The organism is Phyllobacterium sp. A18/5-2 (assembly GCF_025452215.1).
Taxonomy (GTDB): domain Bacteria; phylum Pseudomonadota; class Alphaproteobacteria; order Rhizobiales; family Rhizobiaceae; genus Phyllobacterium; species Phyllobacterium sophorae.
Window position 1 is genome coordinate 3,177,756 of sequence record NZ_CP104966.1, and the last position, 16,226, is coordinate 3,193,981.

At 55.3% G+C, this 16,226-nt stretch carries 14 protein-coding genes and 4 pseudogenes; 16 read left to right on the plus strand and 2 right to left on the minus strand.

Going from position 1 to position 16,226, the window contains the following annotated elements; genetic code table 11:
- The first annotated feature begins 49 nt into the window (after positions 1-49).
- The 16 genes and pseudogenes from N8E89_RS15800 (at position 50) to N8E89_RS15875 (ending at position 14,386) form a co-directional block, all read left to right on the plus strand.
- Positions 50-1,679: pseudogene (locus N8E89_RS15800) on the plus strand (CTP synthase).
- Positions 1,680-1,730: 51 nt separating this feature from the next.
- Positions 1,731-2,627, plus strand: coding sequence for a VOC family protein (locus tag N8E89_RS15805; protein ID WP_262260473.1), 897 nt, complete (start codon positions 1,731-1,733; stop codon positions 2,625-2,627).
- The gene (gene kdsA / locus N8E89_RS15810) at positions 2,627-3,457 is read left to right on the plus strand and encodes a 3-deoxy-8-phosphooctulonate synthase (RefSeq protein ID WP_262260474.1); all 831 of its coding nucleotides are present in this window, start codon (positions 2,627-2,629) and stop codon (positions 3,455-3,457) included. Before N8E89_RS15805 ends, kdsA begins: the two co-directional genes overlap by 1 nt.
- Positions 3,458-3,561: 104 nt before the next feature.
- Positions 3,562-3,936, plus strand: coding sequence for a PRC-barrel domain-containing protein (locus tag N8E89_RS15815; protein ID WP_106665183.1), 375 nt, complete (start codon positions 3,562-3,564; stop codon positions 3,934-3,936).
- A 154-nt stretch (positions 3,937-4,090) separates the two neighbouring features.
- Complete coding sequence (gene eno / locus N8E89_RS15820; RefSeq protein ID WP_106665184.1) at positions 4,091-5,368, plus strand: phosphopyruvate hydratase; 1,278 nt, start codon at positions 4,091-4,093, stop codon at positions 5,366-5,368.
- A gap of 159 nt (positions 5,369-5,527) precedes the next feature.
- On the plus strand, positions 5,528-5,860 hold the full coding sequence (locus tag N8E89_RS15825; protein ID WP_106665267.1) for an FtsB family cell division protein: 333 nt from the start codon (positions 5,528-5,530) through the stop codon (positions 5,858-5,860).
- 128 nt (positions 5,861-5,988) lie between these two features.
- Positions 5,989-7,020, plus strand: a complete 1,032-nt coding sequence (gene pdhA / locus N8E89_RS15830; RefSeq protein WP_106665185.1) for a pyruvate dehydrogenase (acetyl-transferring) E1 component subunit alpha — start codon at positions 5,989-5,991, stop codon at positions 7,018-7,020.
- Positions 7,021-7,034: 14 nt separating this feature from the next.
- Positions 7,035-8,424, plus strand: a pseudogene (locus N8E89_RS15835) (pyruvate dehydrogenase complex E1 component subunit beta).
- A gap of 83 nt (positions 8,425-8,507) precedes the next feature.
- A pseudogene (locus N8E89_RS15840) lies at positions 8,508-9,800 on the plus strand (pyruvate dehydrogenase complex dihydrolipoamide acetyltransferase); the annotation flags it as partial.
- An 8-nt stretch (positions 9,801-9,808) separates the two neighbouring features.
- The gene (locus N8E89_RS15845; protein ID WP_262260477.1) at positions 9,809-10,447 is read left to right on the plus strand and encodes an SGNH/GDSL hydrolase family protein; all 639 of its coding nucleotides are present in this window, start codon (positions 9,809-9,811) and stop codon (positions 10,445-10,447) included.
- A 17-nt stretch (positions 10,448-10,464) separates the two neighbouring features.
- A complete protein-coding gene (gene lpdA, locus N8E89_RS15850) occupies positions 10,465-11,910 on the plus strand; it encodes a dihydrolipoyl dehydrogenase (protein ID WP_262260479.1) in 1,446 nt (481 codons plus the stop codon).
- An 88-nt stretch (positions 11,911-11,998) separates the two neighbouring features.
- Positions 11,999-12,196: a hypothetical protein gene (locus tag N8E89_RS15855; protein WP_106665268.1), complete on the plus strand. Its 198-nt coding sequence runs from the start codon at positions 11,999-12,001 to the stop codon at positions 12,194-12,196.
- 15 nt (positions 12,197-12,211) lie between these two features.
- Complete coding sequence (locus N8E89_RS15860) at positions 12,212-12,490, plus strand: GlsB/YeaQ/YmgE family stress response membrane protein (RefSeq protein ID WP_106665190.1); 279 nt, start codon at positions 12,212-12,214, stop codon at positions 12,488-12,490.
- Between the two features lie 12 nt (positions 12,491-12,502).
- Positions 12,503-13,469 (plus strand): annotated as a pseudogene (gene lipA / locus N8E89_RS15865) (lipoyl synthase).
- A 3-nt stretch (positions 13,470-13,472) separates the two neighbouring features.
- A complete protein-coding gene (locus N8E89_RS15870) occupies positions 13,473-13,943 on the plus strand; it encodes a type II toxin-antitoxin system RatA family toxin (RefSeq protein WP_106665192.1) in 471 nt (156 codons plus the stop codon).
- Positions 13,944-13,957: 14 nt separating this feature from the next.
- On the plus strand, positions 13,958-14,386 hold the full coding sequence (locus N8E89_RS15875; RefSeq protein WP_106665193.1) for a GNAT family N-acetyltransferase: 429 nt from the start codon (positions 13,958-13,960) through the stop codon (positions 14,384-14,386).
- Here the strand turns inward: N8E89_RS15875 and N8E89_RS15880 are convergent.
- Positions 14,374-14,880 (minus strand): CinA family protein, encoded by a 507-nt coding sequence (locus N8E89_RS15880; RefSeq protein WP_113172984.1) that lies wholly within the window; start codon positions 14,878-14,880, stop codon positions 14,374-14,376. The two genes, N8E89_RS15875 and N8E89_RS15880, sit on opposite strands and share 13 nt — an antisense overlap.
- Positions 14,877-16,070: a bifunctional 2-C-methyl-D-erythritol 4-phosphate cytidylyltransferase/2-C-methyl-D-erythritol 2,4-cyclodiphosphate synthase gene (locus N8E89_RS15885; RefSeq protein WP_106665195.1), complete on the minus strand. Its 1,194-nt coding sequence runs from the start codon at positions 16,068-16,070 to the stop codon at positions 14,877-14,879. Before N8E89_RS15885 ends, N8E89_RS15880 begins: the two co-directional genes overlap by 4 nt.
- Positions 16,071-16,226: the final 156 nt, after the last annotated feature.

The following is a 16,226-nucleotide window of genomic DNA, read 5'->3' on the forward strand; positions in this document are numbered from 1 at the left end:
CGATTTTTTTGTGGCCAAATCACTCGCAAAGGACTAACGAGATAAGCCCATGGCCCGATATGTTTTCATCACTGGCGGCGTGGTTTCTTCCCTCGGAAAAGGCATCGCTGCAGCCGCTTTGGCGGCACTCCTGCAGGCTCGTGGATACCGCGTGCGGATCCGCAAGCTCGACCCCTATCTCAACGTCGATCCTGGCACGATGTCGCCGTATCAGCACGGCGAGGTCTTTGTGACCGACGATGGCGCTGAAACTGACCTTGATCTTGGTCACTATGAGCGCTTTACAGGACGTCCTGCCAACAAGCAGGACAATATTACGACCGGACGTATCTACCGGAATATCATCGAAAAGGAACGCAGGGGAGATTATCTCGGCGCGACTGTTCAGGTGATTCCGCACGTCACGGACGAGATCAAGAACTTCATTGTCGAAGGTAATGAGGAGTATGATTTCGTTCTTTGTGAAATCGGTGGCACGGTCGGCGATATTGAAGCCATGCCGTTTCTGGAGGCAATTCGCCAGCTCGGCAATGATTTGCCGCGCGGCAGCGCCGTTTATATTCACTTGACGCTGATGCCTTACATCCCGGCGGCTGGCGAGCTCAAGACCAAGCCAACGCAGCATTCCGTCAAGGAACTCCGCTCGATCGGCATTGCGCCCGATATACTGCTCATACGTGCCGATCGCGAGATTCCGGAATCCGAGCGGCGCAAGCTTTCGCTTTTCTGCAATGTGCGCGCGTCGGCGGTCATTCAGGCGCTCGACGTCGACACAATCTATGACGTGCCCATGGCCTACCACAAGGAGGGCCTCGATCTGGAAGTGCTTGCCGCGTTCGGCATCGATCCCGCGCCCAAGCCACGCATGGAGCGCTGGGACGAGGTCAGCCAACGCATCCACAATCCGGAAGGTGAGGTCACGATTGCGATCGTCGGCAAATATACCGGTCTCAAGGACGCCTACAAATCGCTGATAGAAGCCCTTCACCATGGCGGCATGGCCAACAAGGTGAAAGTCAACCTTGACTGGATCGAATCGGAAATCTTCGAACAGGAGGATCCTGCGCCTTATCTGCAGAAGGTGCACGGAATTCTCGTGCCGGGCGGCTTTGGCGAGCGCGGTTCGGAGGGGAAGATTCTGGCTGCCAAATTCGCACGAGAGAAGAAGGTTCCGTATTTCGGCATCTGCTTTGGCATGCAAATGGCCGTGCTTGAAGCGGCGCGATCACTTGCCGGCGTTGACAAGGCATCCTCGAAGCGAGTTCGGTCCGACGAGCGAACCCGTTGTCGGTTTGATGACGGAATGGCTCAAGGGAAACATGCTGGAGAAGCGCGCACAATCGGGCGACCTCGGTGGAACCATGCGTCTTGGCGCTTATGAGGCTCTTCTCAAATCCGGGACGCGTATCGCTGATATCTACGGAACGACCGATATCTCGGAACGCCATCGCCATCGCTACGAAGTCAACATCGACTACAAGGATCGTCTGGAAGACTGCGGTCTCGTGTTTTCTGGCATGTCGCCGGATGGCGTTTTGCCGGAAACCATCGAGTATCCCGACCATCCCTGGTTCATCGGCGTTCAGTATCATCCCGAGTTGAAATCACGGCCGTTCGAGCCACATCCGCTATTTGCTTCGTTCATCAACGCAGCAATGGCGCAAAGCAGACTGGTTTGATCAACGGGTGTGACTTGAATTGCACGGCGCATTGAGGCACACCCTTTGACCATGAACGCTTCTTCACCCCGTACAGCGCATCCCGTCGATCATCTGGTCCTGCCGACAGCAGACCTAGATGTCGCAAGAGCACGACTGAAACAGCTCGGTTTTCTCGTTGCTCCGGTTGGGAAACATCCCTTCGGTACGGAGAACATTTGCGTCTACTTCGGTGACGACAGTTTTCTGGAATTGTTGGCGGTGGGCCAGCGGGAAACCTGCGAGGTCGAGGCGAGAAACGGCAATGTCTTTGTTGCGCGGGATCAGGCCTTTCGGTTCCGCAACGGCAATGAAGGTTTCTCGGCCCTTGTGATGGGTACGAAGGACGCCGAGGCGAACCACAATGCTTTCGTGCAAGCTGGCATATCTGCCGGCCAGGTATTGAATTTCTTCCGGGCTTTCAGAACTCCCGACGGCAAGGAAGATATTGCGGGTTTTCGTTTGGCTTTCGCTGCCGATCTGCGCGCACCTGATGCGTTTTTCTTTACCTGTCAGCGGGTCAATACGCCGAAAGTCGACCGCACAGCATTTCACGCACACGAGAATGGTGCCGTTGCTCTGCGCGAGATAGTCCTTTCCGAAGTCAATCCAACGGATTTCCAATATCTGCTGCAGGAAGTCATCAACCAGCGCGATGTCAACGCCCATTCCTTTGGTATGGACTTGCGCGCCGCCAATGCCAATGTCACGGTGCTGACGCCGCAGGGCTTGCGCTCATTTTTCAACATCGAAAGTTCAGAAAATGAGCGCGGTTTGCGCTTGCAGGCCTTGGTGCTTGCAGTTCGTGATCTCGCTAGCGTTGAATCCTTGCTGGCCAAGAACAATATTCCCTTCGAAAAGCGTGGCTCCCGTCTGATTGTGCACAAGGCACCGGGGCAGGGCGCCGCCATCGCATTTGAGGCCCTGTAATGTCCCTGAATTCCACCGTTTCCGCCGGCAATGTTGCATTCTCCAACACCGGACGATTGTCGCTGATTGCCGGTCCATGCCAAATGGAAAGTCGTCAGCACGCGTTTGATATGGCGGGTGCGCTGAAGGAACTGACCGGCAAGCTCGGTTTCGGTCTCGTTTACAAGTCCAGTTTTGACAAGGCCAATCGCACTTCATTGACGGGGAAGCGCGGTTTCGGGTTGGAAAACTCTTTGCCCGTCTTCGCTGATATCCGCAAGGAACTCGGCCTGCCGACCCTGACTGACGTACACACAGAAGAACAATGCGCCATTCTTGGTGAAGTGGTCGATGTGCTGCAAATCCCGGCTTTCCTTTGCCGCCAGACTGACTTGCTGATCGCCGCTGCCAAGACTGGCAAGATCGTCAATATCAAGAAGGGGCAGTTTCTCGCTCCATGGGACATGAAAAACGTAGTGGCGAAAGTTACGGAAAGTGGCAATCCGAATGTCATGGTGACCGAACGCGGCGCATCCTTCGGCTACAATACGCTCGTCTCCGATATGCGCTCTTTGCCCATCATGGCGAGCATTGGTGCACCGGTCATCTTTGACGCAACCCATTCGGTCCAGCAGCCCGGCGGGCAGGGCGGCTCAACGGGCGGCCAACGCGAGTTCGTGGAAACCCTGTCCCGCGCGGCAGTGGCCGTCGGCGTTGCCGGCCTCTTCATCGAAACCCATCAAGATCCGGACAATGCACCATCTGACGGTCCCAATATGGTCCCGCTCGACCAGATGCCACGTCTACTGGAAAGGCTCCTGGAATTCGACCGGATCGCCAAAGCCGTGTGAAAATCCGGTACAATCGTTCTTCCACATAAAATTAAGTTTTTATGCAACTCTGACCCTGCCTTGCTCATTACCCTTGTCTCTAAACCAGAAAAGGAGTGAGCAATATGCCAACCAATTCAGGACATACGACAGCCATCCGGGCTTCCCGCGTCATTGGTACCAGTGTCTACAATAACGCCGGAGATAAGATAGGTGAGATCGAGGATGTGATGCTGGACAAGACCGCGGACAACATCATGTTTGCAGTTGTCGGCTTCGGCGGCTTCCTAGGCATCGGCGAGAAATATCACGCTATTCCATGGAAACTGCTCGATTACGATGAAAGCACCGGCGGTTACGTTGTACCGTTTACACGCGACCAGCTGGAACAGGCTCCCGCGCACGGTATCACCGAATTGACGGAGAATGACGGCCGTCAGGTTCGCGACATGTCATTTTCGTATTACAAGGTCGATACGCCGGCCCAAACTCACTACTGATTGCAGCAAGGCCGTCTCTGACGGCCTTTTTTCTGTTTTGATCCATAATTCGTCTTTGTGGGGATTTTCCTTGTCATCTTCATTCGCTATTCAGTGGCCAGCCCAACGCTACGCGATGCTAGCTGCACAATGCTAATTGAAAGGGAAATGCCCCATGACTGCGATTGTCGATATTATTGGCCGTGAAATTCTGGATAGTCGTGGGAATCCGACTGTTGAGGTCGATGTCATTCTCGAAGATGGCTCCCAGGGCCGTGCAGCGGTTCCCTCGGGCGCATCCACAGGTGCGCATGAAGCAGTCGAACTTCGTGATGGTGGGCCGCGTTATCTCGGAAAGGGCGTCCAGAAGGCTGTCGATGCGGTCAACGGCGAATTGTTCGATGCCATTGGCGGCATGGAAGCCGAGAATCAGATTCACATCGACCAGACGATGATCGACCTTGATGGCACACCCAACAAGAGCCGTCTTGGAGCCAATGCCATCCTCGGCGTCTCTCTCGCCGTTGCAAAGGCGGCTGCTGAGGCTTCTGGCTTGCCGCTTTATCGCTACCTTGGTGGCCCAAGCGCCCACGTGCTGCCCGTGCCGATGATGAACATCATCAACGGCGGTGCGCATGCCGACAATCCGATCGATTTCCAGGAGTTCATGATTCTGCCGGTTGGCGCATCGTCAATCGCCGAAGCGGTTCGTTATGGTTCCGAAGTTTTCCATACGCTGAAGAAACGTCTGAAGGATGCCGGTCACAACACCAATGTCGGCGACGAGGGTGGATTTGCGCCCAACCTAAAGACCGCCCAGGCTGCATTGGATTTTATTGTCGAGTCGATCGAAAAGGCGGGCTTCAAGCCCGGCGAAGAAATCGCCATCGGCCTTGATTGCGCCTCGACTGAATTTTTCAAGGACGGCAACTACGTCTACGAGGGCGAGAAAAAGTCGCGTGATCCGAAGACGCAGGCAAAATACCTTGCCAAGCTGGTCGGTGACTATCCAATCATTACGATCGAAGACGGCATGGCCGAAGATGACTGGGATGGCTGGAAATATCTGACTGAACTCGTCGGAAATAAATGCCAGCTCGTAGGTGACGATCTGTTCGTCACCAACTCGGCCCGTTTGCGTGATGGTATCAAGATGGGGGTCGCCAATTCGATTCTGGTCAAGGTCAATCAGATCGGGACTCTCTCTGAAACGTTTGACGCCGTGGATACCGCGCATCGCGCCGCATACACCGCCGTGATGTCGCATCGTTCGGGCGAAACAGAAGATTCAACGATTGCTGATCTTGCTGTTGCCACCAATTGCGGTCAGATCAAGACCGGCTCGCTGGCTCGTTCTGACCGGGTCGCGAAGTACAACCAGCTCATCCGCATTGAGGAAGAGCTTGGACCTCAGGCTCGCTATGCCGGACGCGGAATTTTCCGTAACGCTTGATCCAGAGCGCTTCTCAAAGATGAATGGCGGGCCCCTGTGCCCGCCATTTTGTTTTGTGTGGGGCGGCGGTAATCCCCTGTTAAGCAAAACATAGTCTTATTGACGGGTAACAAATCAGGCCATCGTGACCTGATTCACGAAGCTTCCGGGTCATCTGCCATGTGGACAAAACAGAGACGAAAAACCAAACGTGGGCGGTTGATCGTTCCGCTGATGGCAACCCTGTTCTTCGCATATTTTGGTTTCCACGCCTATCACGGCGAGTATGGCCTCTATTCAACCATCAAACTGCAGGAGCAGACGAAATTGCTTCAGGCTCAACTCGATGCTGTCACGGCATCACGCACGGAGCTTGAACGGCAGGTGCAACTTATGCATGATGGCACAATTGAGAAGGACATGCTGGACGAACAGGCTCGTAAAGCATTGAATGTTTCCCGTCCGGACGAAGTCACGATAATGCGTGGCTCCGGTGATCTTGCTATTAACTGAATTCTGGTTAATGGCGTTTTTCCTTTGTATTTTGAACATCTTATTTGCATAGCACTTATTCGATTCTGCATATTGTAAGTTCCGTCCCTGCTGCTATTCTCGTGCGACCAAGTCACAGGGAGTGAGATATGGCCACGAGGGCAAAAAAAAGCCCTGCGCGATCTGCGCAGACCTCTGCTGCTAAAGCACCAAAACCAATCCAGTTCACGAAAGAGCAAGAGCTCGAAGCATACCGGCAGATGTTGCTGATACGCCGTTTTGAAGAAAAGGCCGGTCAGCTCTATGGTATGGGCTTCATCGGTGGTTTCTGCCATCTCTACATCGGTCAGGAAGCCGTCGTCACCGGCATGCAGATGTCGTTGAAGGAAGGTGACCAGGTTATCACCGGCTACCGTGATCACGGTCACATGCTGGCCTGCGGTATGAGCCCGCGCGGCGTCATGGCCGAACTGACCGGTCGCCGGGGCGGCCTTTCCAAGGGCAAGGGCGGCTCGATGCACATGTTCTCCAAGGAGAAGCATTTCTACGGCGGTCATGGCATTGTCGGTGCGCAGGTATCGCTTGGAACTGGCCTCGCTTTCGCCAACCGCTACCGTGACAATGGTAATGTGTCGCTGGCCTATTTCGGCGACGGTGCTGCCAACCAGGGCCAGGTCTACGAAAGCTTCAATATGGCTTCCCTGTGGAAGCTGCCAGTCATCTACATTATCGAGAACAACCGCTATGCCATGGGTACCTCGGTATCCCGTGCATCTGCCGAGACCGATTTTTCCAAGCGCGGGATTTCGTTCAACATTCCCGGCATCCAGGTCGACGGCATGGATGTGCGCGCTGTCAACGCAGCCGGCGACGAAGCTGCGGCTTGGGCACGCTCAGGCAAGGGGCCGATGATCCTCGAAATGCAGACATACCGGTATCGCGGCCATTCCATGTCGGATCCGGCCAAGTACCGTTCGAAGGACGAAGTGCAGAAGATGCGCTCCGATCATGATCCCATTGAGCAGGTGAAGAACCGGTTGATCGAGAAGGGTTGGTCCACTGAGGACGACCTGAAGAAGATCGATAAGGACGTTCGCGATATCGTGGCTGATGCTGCTGATTTTGCCCAGTCCGATCCGGAGCCGGATGCATCCGAGCTTTACACCGACATTCTGCTCTAAGGGAGGCGTACCAAATGCCTGTAGATATTCTAATGCCAGCGCTCTCGCCGACTATGGAAGAGGGCAAACTGTCGAAATGGCTGAAAAAGGAGGGCGATAAGGTCACTTCGGGTGACATTCTCGCGGAAATCGAAACCGACAAGGCAACAATGGAAGTCGAAGCTGTCGATGAAGGCACAATCGGCAAAATTCTTGTTGCCGAAGGCACGGACGGGGTAAAGGTAAACACCATCATTGCCGTTCTGCTTGGCGAAGGCGAAAGCGCCGATGCTGTTAGCGCGCCGAAAGCTGCCGAAGCGCCTGCCAAGGTCGAAGAAACGCCGAAGCAGGAAGCTGCGCCTGAGAAGTCTGCTGGTTCCGTTCCTGCCGCGCCGAAGACCGAAGTCGCTGCGGATCCCGATATTCCGGCCGGCACTGAAATGGTTTCGACCACGGTCCGTGAAGCCCTGCGCGACGCCATGGCGGAAGAAATGCGCCGCGATCCCGATGTCTTCATCATGGGTGAAGAAGTCGCCGAATACCAGGGCGCCTACAAGATCACGCAAGGTTTGCTTGATGAATTCGGCCCGCGGCGGGTCGTTGACACGCCGATTACCGAACACGGTTTTGCCGGCGTTGGTGTTGGTGCGGCGATGACGGGGTTGCGGCCCATCGTCGAGTTCATGACTTTCAACTTCGCCATGCAGGCAATCGACCAAATTCTCAACTCTGCCGCCAAGACACTCTACATGTCCGGTGGTCAGATGGGGGCTCCGATGGTTTTCCGCGGACCTAGCGGTGCGGCATCGCGTGTCGCAGCGCAGCATTCCCAATGTTACGCCGCCTGGTACAGCCACATTCCTGGCCTGAAGGTCGTCATGCCCTATACGGCTGCGGACGCGAAAGGCCTGCTCAAGGCAGCCATCCGGGATCCGAACCCGGTTATCTTCCTCGAAAACGAAATCCTCTACGGCCATTCATTCGATGTGCCGAAGCTTGACGATTTCGTGCTGCCTATCGGCAAAGCCCGCATTCACAAGACCGGCACAGACGTCACGCTCGTATCATTCGGCATTGGCATGAATTACACGGTTAAAGCCGCCGAGGAACTCGCCAAGCTCGGCATCGATGCGGAAATCATCGATTTGCGCACGATCCGCCCGATGGATATTCCAACCGTGATTGAATCGGTGAAGAAGACCGGCCGCTGCGTCACGATCGAGGAAGGTTATCCGCAATCGTCAGTCGGTACTGAAATCGCCACACGCGTCATGCAACAAGCCTTCGACTATCTCGATGCGCCTGTCCTGACAGTTGCGGGCAAGGACGTGCCGATGCCTTACGCAGCGAGATCTCGAAAAGCTCGCTCTGCCAAACGTCAAGGAAATTGTAGACGCTGTCAAAGCTGTGACCTACACAGCGTAAGGGAGGAAACCGATATGCCGATTAATATCACCATGCCGGCGCTTTCTCCCACGATGGAAGAAGGCAATCTTGCCAAATGGCTCGTCAAGGAAGGCGATAAGGTTGGGCCCGGCGATGTCATCGCCGAGATCGAAACCGACAAGGCAACGATGGAGGTCGAAGCGGTCGATGAAGGTACCGTTGCCAAAATCGTGGTCCCCGCGGGTACCGAAGGTGTCAAGGTCAACGCACTGATCGCTATTCTGGCGGGCGAGGGCGAAGATGCGGCAGCCGCTGCCAAGGGCGGCGCCGATGCGGCTCCGGCCAAAGCCGCAGCACCAAAGGAAGAAGCGAAGGCCGATGCCGCTCCCGCTGCACCAAAGCCTGAAACGCCAAAGTCAGAAACAACTCCGGCACCGGTAGCATCTTCTGCACCCGCCAAGGCGGGCGATCGCCCGTTCTCTTCACCTTTGGCGCGTCGTATCGCCAAGGATGCTGGAATTGATCTTGCCGCTGTTGCAGGTTCTGGGCCGCATGGCCGCGTCATCAAGAAGGACGTTGAAGCCGCGATTGCCGGCGGTGGCGCTAAAGCAGCACCGGCTGCAGCCGCCTCTGCTCCAGCGGCCACACCTTCGGCACCAAAACCCATGTCCGATGACGCCGTGCTGAAGCTGTTCGAGGATGGCTCGTACGAACTCGTGCCGCACGATGGCATGCGCAAGACTATCGCAAAGCGCTTGCTCGAGGCCAAATCGACTGTTCCGCATTTCTATCTGACGCTTGATTGCGAGCTTGATGCATTGCTGGAATTGAGGGCACAGATCAACGCCGCCTCACCGATGCGCAAGACCGAAAAGGGCGACGTTCCAGCCTATAAACTTTCCGTCAACGATATGATCATCAAAGCCATGGCGCTGGCGTTACGCGATGTTCCGGAAGCGAACGTTTCCTGGACAGATGCCAATATGGTCAAGCACAAACATTCCGATGTGGGTGTAGCCGTGTCGATTCCAGGTGGACTTATCACGCCGATCATCCGCAAAGCCGAGCAGAAGACACTTTCCACCATTTCCAATGAAATGAAGGACCTTGCCAAGCGCGCCCGTGATCGCAAGTTGAAGCCCGAGGAATATCAGGGCGGCACCACGGCGGTCTCCAATCTCGGCATGTTCGGCGTCAAGGACTTCGCTGCGATCATCAACCCGCCACATGCAACGATCCTTGCGGTCGGTGCGGGAGAGGAGCGGGCAGTCGTCAAGAAGGGTGAAATCAAGGTTGCGACCGTCATGTCCGTGACGCTTTCGACAGATCACCGTGCGGTTGATGGTGCGCTGGGCGCAGAACTCGCACAGGCCTTCAAACGGCATATCGAAAACCCGATGGGCATGCTGGTCTAAGAAGCGACATGAAAACCGTCCTTTGTTATGGCGACTCGCTGACTTGGGGTTATATCCCTGATGGATCGGGTCGCCATGCATTCAGGGATCGTTGGCCGCAGGTGCTTCAAGCGGAGCTCGGTGACGGCGTTCATGTCATCGCCGACGGTCTGAATGGTCGAACGACTGCCTATGACGATCATTTGTCAGGATTTGAACGCAATGCGGCCAAGACGCTGACGACGGCACTTGGCACGCATTTCCCGCTTGACCTGGTCATTATCATGCTTGGCACCAACGACATGAAACATGTGCTCTGCGGCAATGCTTTTGGTTCCAAGCGGGGTATGCAACGGTTGATCGAAATCGTTCGCACGGTGCCTTATCAGTTCGGCGCCAAGGCACCGGCAGTACTGATCATGTCGCCACCACCTCTGGGCGGGGATGGTGGCGAAGAATTCAAGTTGATTTTTGAAGGCGGCATTGAACAGTCCCACTTATTAGCCGGCTTCTATAACAATGCAGCTTTGCTTGCGGGATGCGCGTTTTTTGACGCGGGTGCCGTCGCTACAACGTCATCCATTGATGGCGTACATCTTGATGCAGAAAATACACGGGCAATCGGCAAAGCGATTGCACCCATCGTTCGAGACATACTTGATCTTTAATTAGGAGGACCCAGGTCTTGGCCAATAATTACGACGTGATCATCATTGGTTCGGGCCCTGGTGGCTACGTTACCGCCATTCGCTCCGCCCAACTTGGGTTCAAGACAGCGATAGTCGAGCGCGAACACCTTGGCGGCATTTGCCTCAATTGGGGCTGCATTCCGACGAAAGCGCTGTTGCGCTCTGCGGAAATACTCCATTATGGCCAGCACGCGAAGGATTATGGGCTGACCATCGAAGGCAAGATCTCTGCCGATGTCAAAGCTGTCGTGCAACGTTCGCGTGGCGTGTCCGCCCGTCTCAATGCCGGCATTGGCTTCCTGATGAAGAAGAACAAGGTCGATGTGATCTGGGGTGAGGCCAAACTGTCCAAGCCAGGCGAGATCATTGTCGCCAAGACGTCAAAGAAGCCCATGGAGCCGCAAAATCCACTGCCCAAGAATGCGTTGGGTGAGGGTACTTATTCGGCTAAGCATATTATCGTTGCGACCGGTGCCCGACCGCGTGCTCTGCCCGGCATTGAGCCGGATGGCAAGCTCATCTGGACTTATTTCGAGGCCATGGTGCCGCCGGAAATGCCAAAATCCCTGGTTGTGATGGGATCGGGGGCGATCGGCATTGAATTTGCCTCGTTCTACCGCACAATGGGTGCCGAAGTAACGGTTGTCGAGTTGCTGCCGACCGTCATGCCGGTTGAAGACGCTGAAATATCTGCGATCGCCCGCAAGCAATTCGAAAAGCAGGGTATGAAGATCATCACCGATGCCAAGGTGACAAAAGTCGAGAAAGCCGCCAATTCGATTACTGCTCATATCGAGACCAAAGACGGTAAGGTCGAGAAGATCACCGCCGACCGGCTGATTTCCGCGGTTGGCGTTCAGGGTAACATCGAGAATCTCGGACTTGAGGTGCTGGGGGTAAAGACTGATCGCGGATGCATCGTCATCGATGGTTACGGAAAAACCAACGTGCCGGGTATCTACGCGATCGGCGATGTCGCTGGCCCACCCATGCTGGCGCACAAGGCCGAGCATGAAGGCGTTATCTGCGTCGAGAAGATCGCCAACCTGCCGGGCGTCCATCCGATGGAAAAGGACAAGATCCCAGGCTGCACCTATTGCCATCCGCAGGTTGCTTCGGTCGGACTTACAGAAGCAAAGGCTAAGGAAAATGGCCGTGAAATCCGCGTCGGTCGTTTCCAGTGCGCAGCGAATGGCAAGGCGATCGCGCTCGGTGAAGATCAGGGTCTTGTCAAGACAATCTTCGACAAGAAGACTGGCCAGCTGATCGGTGCGCATATGGTTGGAGCCGAAGTCACCGAACTTATTCAGGGGTTTGTCGTGGCCATGAACCTCGAAACCACTGAAGAAGAACTCATGCATACGGTCTTCCCGCACCCCACCTTGTCGGAAATGATGAAGGAAAGTGTGCTGGATGCTTATGGCCGCGTGCTGAACGCCTGATCCCGAAAGGAACGCAGACTCATTGTTCACCATCAAGGATAGCAGACCCTGGATCAGCCTTTCCTGGCTAATCCTCAAATGGTCGACAATCGTCGGCCTCTTGGTCGGGTTCGTGCCTTCCGCCTTGAGTCTGCTTTCGGGTAACACCATATCCGTCAATGGAATTGCGATCGTTGGTTGGACCGGTGTCTGGATTGTGACTGTTGCCTGCGGGTTGGGTGGTTTTCTTTTCGGTGCTATATGGGCTCTGGTGCTGCGCGCCATAGCGATTGCATCAGGGCGCTAGCGAGGGGAGAAAATGATGGATCAGTCAGTCGGCATCATGGGTATGCCAGGCGTCGGTTTCTTTGGAATGCTGCTCGTTGGCTTTATTGCCGGCTATATCGCAGAGAAAGCAATGAAGCGTGACCATGGCCTCCTCACCAACATTATCGTCGGCATTGCTGGCTCTTTTGTCGGTGGTACGCTAGCTGATCTGCTGAATTTTAATTTCTACGGATTTCTTGGAAATCTGATTGTTGCGACGGCGGGCGCAATCCTCATTCTTTGGATCTTTGGCAAGTCCAGAGCTGCAAGCTAGGATAGTTTAGTTATGGTAACGGTACTCGACACGATCGATCAAAAGCGCCGCCTCCGTCATCCGGAGAAAGCACACCGACCCGATCTGGAGATTCTGAAAAAGCCGGACTGGATTCTGCGTCAAGGCGCCCGTGTCAAAAGGGTATTCGGAGACACGCGAAATCGTGCGGTCTCACAATCTCGTTACCGTCTGTGAAGAGGCCGGCTGCCCCAATATTGGCGAGTGCTGGGACAAGAAGCACGCGACATTCATGATTATGGGCGAGATTTGCACGCGCGCTTGTGCATTCTGCAATGTTGCTACTGGTCTGCCCACAGCACTTGATCCCAACGAGCCCGAAAACGTTGGCAAGGCTGTAAAGAAGATGGGCCTGTCGCATGTGGTCATCACCTCAGTCGATCGTGACGATCTTGGCGATGGCGGCGCGCAGCATTTTGCCGATGTTATCCACGCGATCCGCCGGATTTCGCCCGGAACAACCATTGAGATCCTGACGCCCGACTTCCTGCGCAAGGAAGGCGCGTTGGAAATTGTTGTGGCTGCTCGCCCCGACGTTTTCAATCACAATCTTGAGACCGTTCCGTCCAACTACCTGAAGGTTCGTCCGGGTGCACGCTACTTCCATTCCATTCGCCTGTTACAGCGCGTAAAGGAGATCGATCCGACGATTTTTACGAAGTCGGGCATTATGGTCGGGCTTGGCGAAGAGCGAAACGAAGTTCTGCAACTGATGGACGATTTGCGGTCGGCAGACGTGGATTTCATGACCATCGGCCAGTACTTGCAGCCGACGCGCAAACACCATCCAGTCCTCAATTATGTGACGCCCGACGAGTTTAAGTCCTACGCGACGATTGCCAAGACGAAGGGCTTCCTCGTTGTCGCTTCGAGCCCGTTGACGCGTTCGTCACATCATGCCGGCGAGGATTTCGCTAAGTTGAAGGCGGCACGCGAGGCGCTGCACGCTGGCCGCGCCTGACCAATGCCGAAATTTGAAACGAGCCGTCCTGTGGTGCACCGGGCCGAGCAGATGTTCGATCTGGTCGCAGACGTCGAAAGCTATCCGCAATTCCTGCCGATGTGTGAGAGCCTGAAGGTCCGATCCCGTAAGGAAAGCCACGGAAAGACCCTATTGGTTGCCGACATGACCGTGGGCTACAAACTGATCCGCGAGACATTCACCAGCCAGGTGCTGCTGAAGCCGGAAGAAAAAGTCATTTTGACCAAGTATATCGATGGACCATTCCGCTACCTCGATAACCGCTGGCAATTTGTACCAGATGTCAATCCGGATCATTCCACGGTGAAATTCTACATCGACTATGAGTTCAAGAGCCGAACCCTCGGATTTCTTATGGGTTCGATGTTTGATATCGCTTTTCGAAAGTTCACCGAGGCATTTGAAAAACGCGCCGACACAATCTATGGCAAGGGCGAGAAATCACCGGCCTGAAGGACGACCTGGCGATGAAACACGAGAATCCAGATTATCTGCTTCACATCGGAACACCTTCCGTCGAAGACTATCGACGTTTGCGTGAAGTTTCCGGATTGAGCCCAAAAAGCCAGCATGCCGCGGAAAAAGGCCTACCCAACACGATCTTCGCCGCAACGATTATCTATCACGCGGAAACGGTAGCGATGGGGCGAATTGTCGGGGATGATGGCTGTTTCTACCAGATTGTCGATATCGCCGTTGATCCCGCCCATCAAGGCAAGGGACTTGGAAAGATCGTTGTTGCGAGTCTGGTTGATTTTGTACAGGCGGAAGCGCCAGATGGTGCTTATGTCAGCCTGATTGCCGACGGCCCTGCAAGATATCTTTACGCGAAGTTTGGTTTCGAGCCTGTCTCGCCTGAATCGATTGGCATGGCACTTCGCATTCAACGTTCCTGATCATCTGACAACGCTTTCAGAATCATATCCAGTGCCGCATTGACCGCGGCATTGCGGATCGAAGCGCGGCCGTGGTCGTCGAAGATATGGCATATCGCTACTGGGGGCTTTCCCTTGAGCGCCAGCCCAAACCAGACGAGCCCGACGGGTTTTGTTTCCGTGCCACCGCCGGGCCCTGCGATACCGGTGGCAGAGACAGCGACGCTGGCGCGCGAATGGGCGAGGGCGCCTGCAGCCATGGCAAGCGCAACCTCCTGCGATACTGCGCCGTGTGCTGCAATCAATTCTGGCGGGACACCGAGCATTTCGTGCTTGGCATCGTTGGAATAGGTGACGAAACCGCGATCAACGACGTCGGACGAGCCGCCAATATCTGTCAGGGAAGCTGCAATCAAACCTCCGGTGCAGGACTCCGCCGTAGCGAGCAGAATACCTTTGTGCCGGCAAGCCTCAAGCACAGCTATTGCCTTGGTTTCTGCAATAAGACCACTCATTCCGGCAGGCCTCCCGGATAGATTACGGAAGCCGTTGCGATCGCCGCGATGCCTTCCTTGCGTCCAATAAAGCCGAGTTTTTCGTTCGTTGTTGCCTTGATGGAAATGCGGTCGGGGGAAATACCCAGCATCTTCGACAGCGCCGCCGTCATCGCTTCGCGGTGCGGCCCAACTCTTGGCGCTTCGCAGATCAGCGTGATATCGGCATTGGCGATCCGCCCGCCAGCTTCCTTGACGATCTTCACCGCATGTTCAACGAATATATGCGACGCGGCACCTTTCCATTGCGGGTCGGATGGCGGAAAATGTGTGCCGATGTCGCCAGCGCCGCGCGTCGCCAGCAGGGCATCGGTCAATGCATGCAGCGCGACGTCAGCATCGGAATGTCCGGCCAGCTTGCAATCATGTTCGATGAAGACACCGGCAAGCATCACGCCCTTGCCCGGTTCGAATGCATGCACGTCATAGCCGTTTCCGGTTCGCACATCCGGGTAGGCGGAAAGCTTCTGTGACAGACGATCATCGGCCATATCGATATCCTTTGCCCAGGTCAGTTTCGTGTTGTCGGCCGATCCTTCGACGATCCGGACCGGCAGGCCATGCCATTCTGCGATAGCTGAATCGTCGGTGAAATCGGAGCGGCCTGCGGCGAACGCGGCATCATGCGCAGCAAGGATCGGCACAAATGGAAATGCCTGGGGCGTCTGTGCAGCATAGAGCCCGGCGCGCGGGACGGTGGCGCTAACCATCGCATCATGGCCCGCCGCTTTTAGAGTATCCGAAACAGCAAGCACGGGCAGGACGCCAATATGCGGCGTAAGATTGAAAATAACCCGTTCCAGAAGGTCAGCCGAAATAAAGGGGCGGACCCCATCGTGAATCAACACGTGGTCCGGCGCGATTTCCTTGAGCGCCAAAAGTCCCAGGCGGGTCGATTCCTGGCGAGTAGGGCCACCCGTTACAGAAATAACGCTGGATAAGCAGCCTTCGGCAGCTTGGACAAACAATGCCTCGTCTTCCTTGTGGATGACGACAACGACATGATCTATCAGCGGACAATCAAGAAATGCGCGGAGCGTATGCGCCAGAACGGCTTCCCCACCGATCTTGCGATATTGCTTTGGTCCTTCAACGCTTTGGCCCGCGCGTTCTCCACGTCCGGCCGCCACAATGACGGCGGCTACCCGCATTTGTTTGTCACTAGTCTTACCCGGCACAATTCTCTCCGTCACATCGAACTGCGTTACCCTTTGCCAAGCCGAAAGACCAGAGGTTTAAGACAGCCGGAGGTCGAAATCTGGTCAATCAACGACGCTCTCTGCCTTGCGAAGAGGCACGATCCTGTC

Excerpts from the sequence above, each read along its gene's own strand:
- N8E89_RS15885 (WP_106665195.1), bottom strand. The coding sequence starts at position 16,070 with ATGCGGGTAGCCGCCGTCATTGTGGCGGCCGGACGTGGAGAACGCGCG.
- N8E89_RS15870 (WP_106665192.1), top strand. The coding sequence starts at position 13,473 with ATGCCGAAATTTGAAACGAGCCGTCCTGTGGTGCACCGGGCCGAGCAG.
- N8E89_RS15875 (WP_106665193.1), top strand. The coding sequence starts at position 13,958 with ATGAAACACGAGAATCCAGATTATCTGCTTCACATCGGAACACCTTCC.
- N8E89_RS15805 (WP_262260473.1), top strand. The coding sequence starts at position 1,731 with ATGAACGCTTCTTCACCCCGTACAGCGCATCCCGTCGATCATCTGGTC.
- N8E89_RS15860 (WP_106665190.1), top strand. The coding sequence starts at position 12,212 with ATGGATCAGTCAGTCGGCATCATGGGTATGCCAGGCGTCGGTTTCTTT.
- kdsA (WP_262260474.1), top strand. The coding sequence starts at position 2,627 with ATGTCCCTGAATTCCACCGTTTCCGCCGGCAATGTTGCATTCTCCAAC.
- N8E89_RS15815 (WP_106665183.1), top strand. The coding sequence starts at position 3,562 with ATGCCAACCAATTCAGGACATACGACAGCCATCCGGGCTTCCCGCGTC.
- N8E89_RS15825 (WP_106665267.1), top strand. The coding sequence starts at position 5,528 with ATGTGGACAAAACAGAGACGAAAAACCAAACGTGGGCGGTTGATCGTT.
- N8E89_RS15880 (WP_113172984.1), bottom strand. The coding sequence starts at position 14,880 with ATGAGTGGTCTTATTGCAGAAACCAAGGCAATAGCTGTGCTTGAGGCT.
- N8E89_RS15845 (WP_262260477.1), top strand. The coding sequence starts at position 9,809 with ATGAAAACCGTCCTTTGTTATGGCGACTCGCTGACTTGGGGTTATATC.
- eno (WP_106665184.1), top strand. The coding sequence starts at position 4,091 with ATGACTGCGATTGTCGATATTATTGGCCGTGAAATTCTGGATAGTCGT.
- pdhA (WP_106665185.1), top strand. The coding sequence starts at position 5,989 with ATGGCCACGAGGGCAAAAAAAAGCCCTGCGCGATCTGCGCAGACCTCT.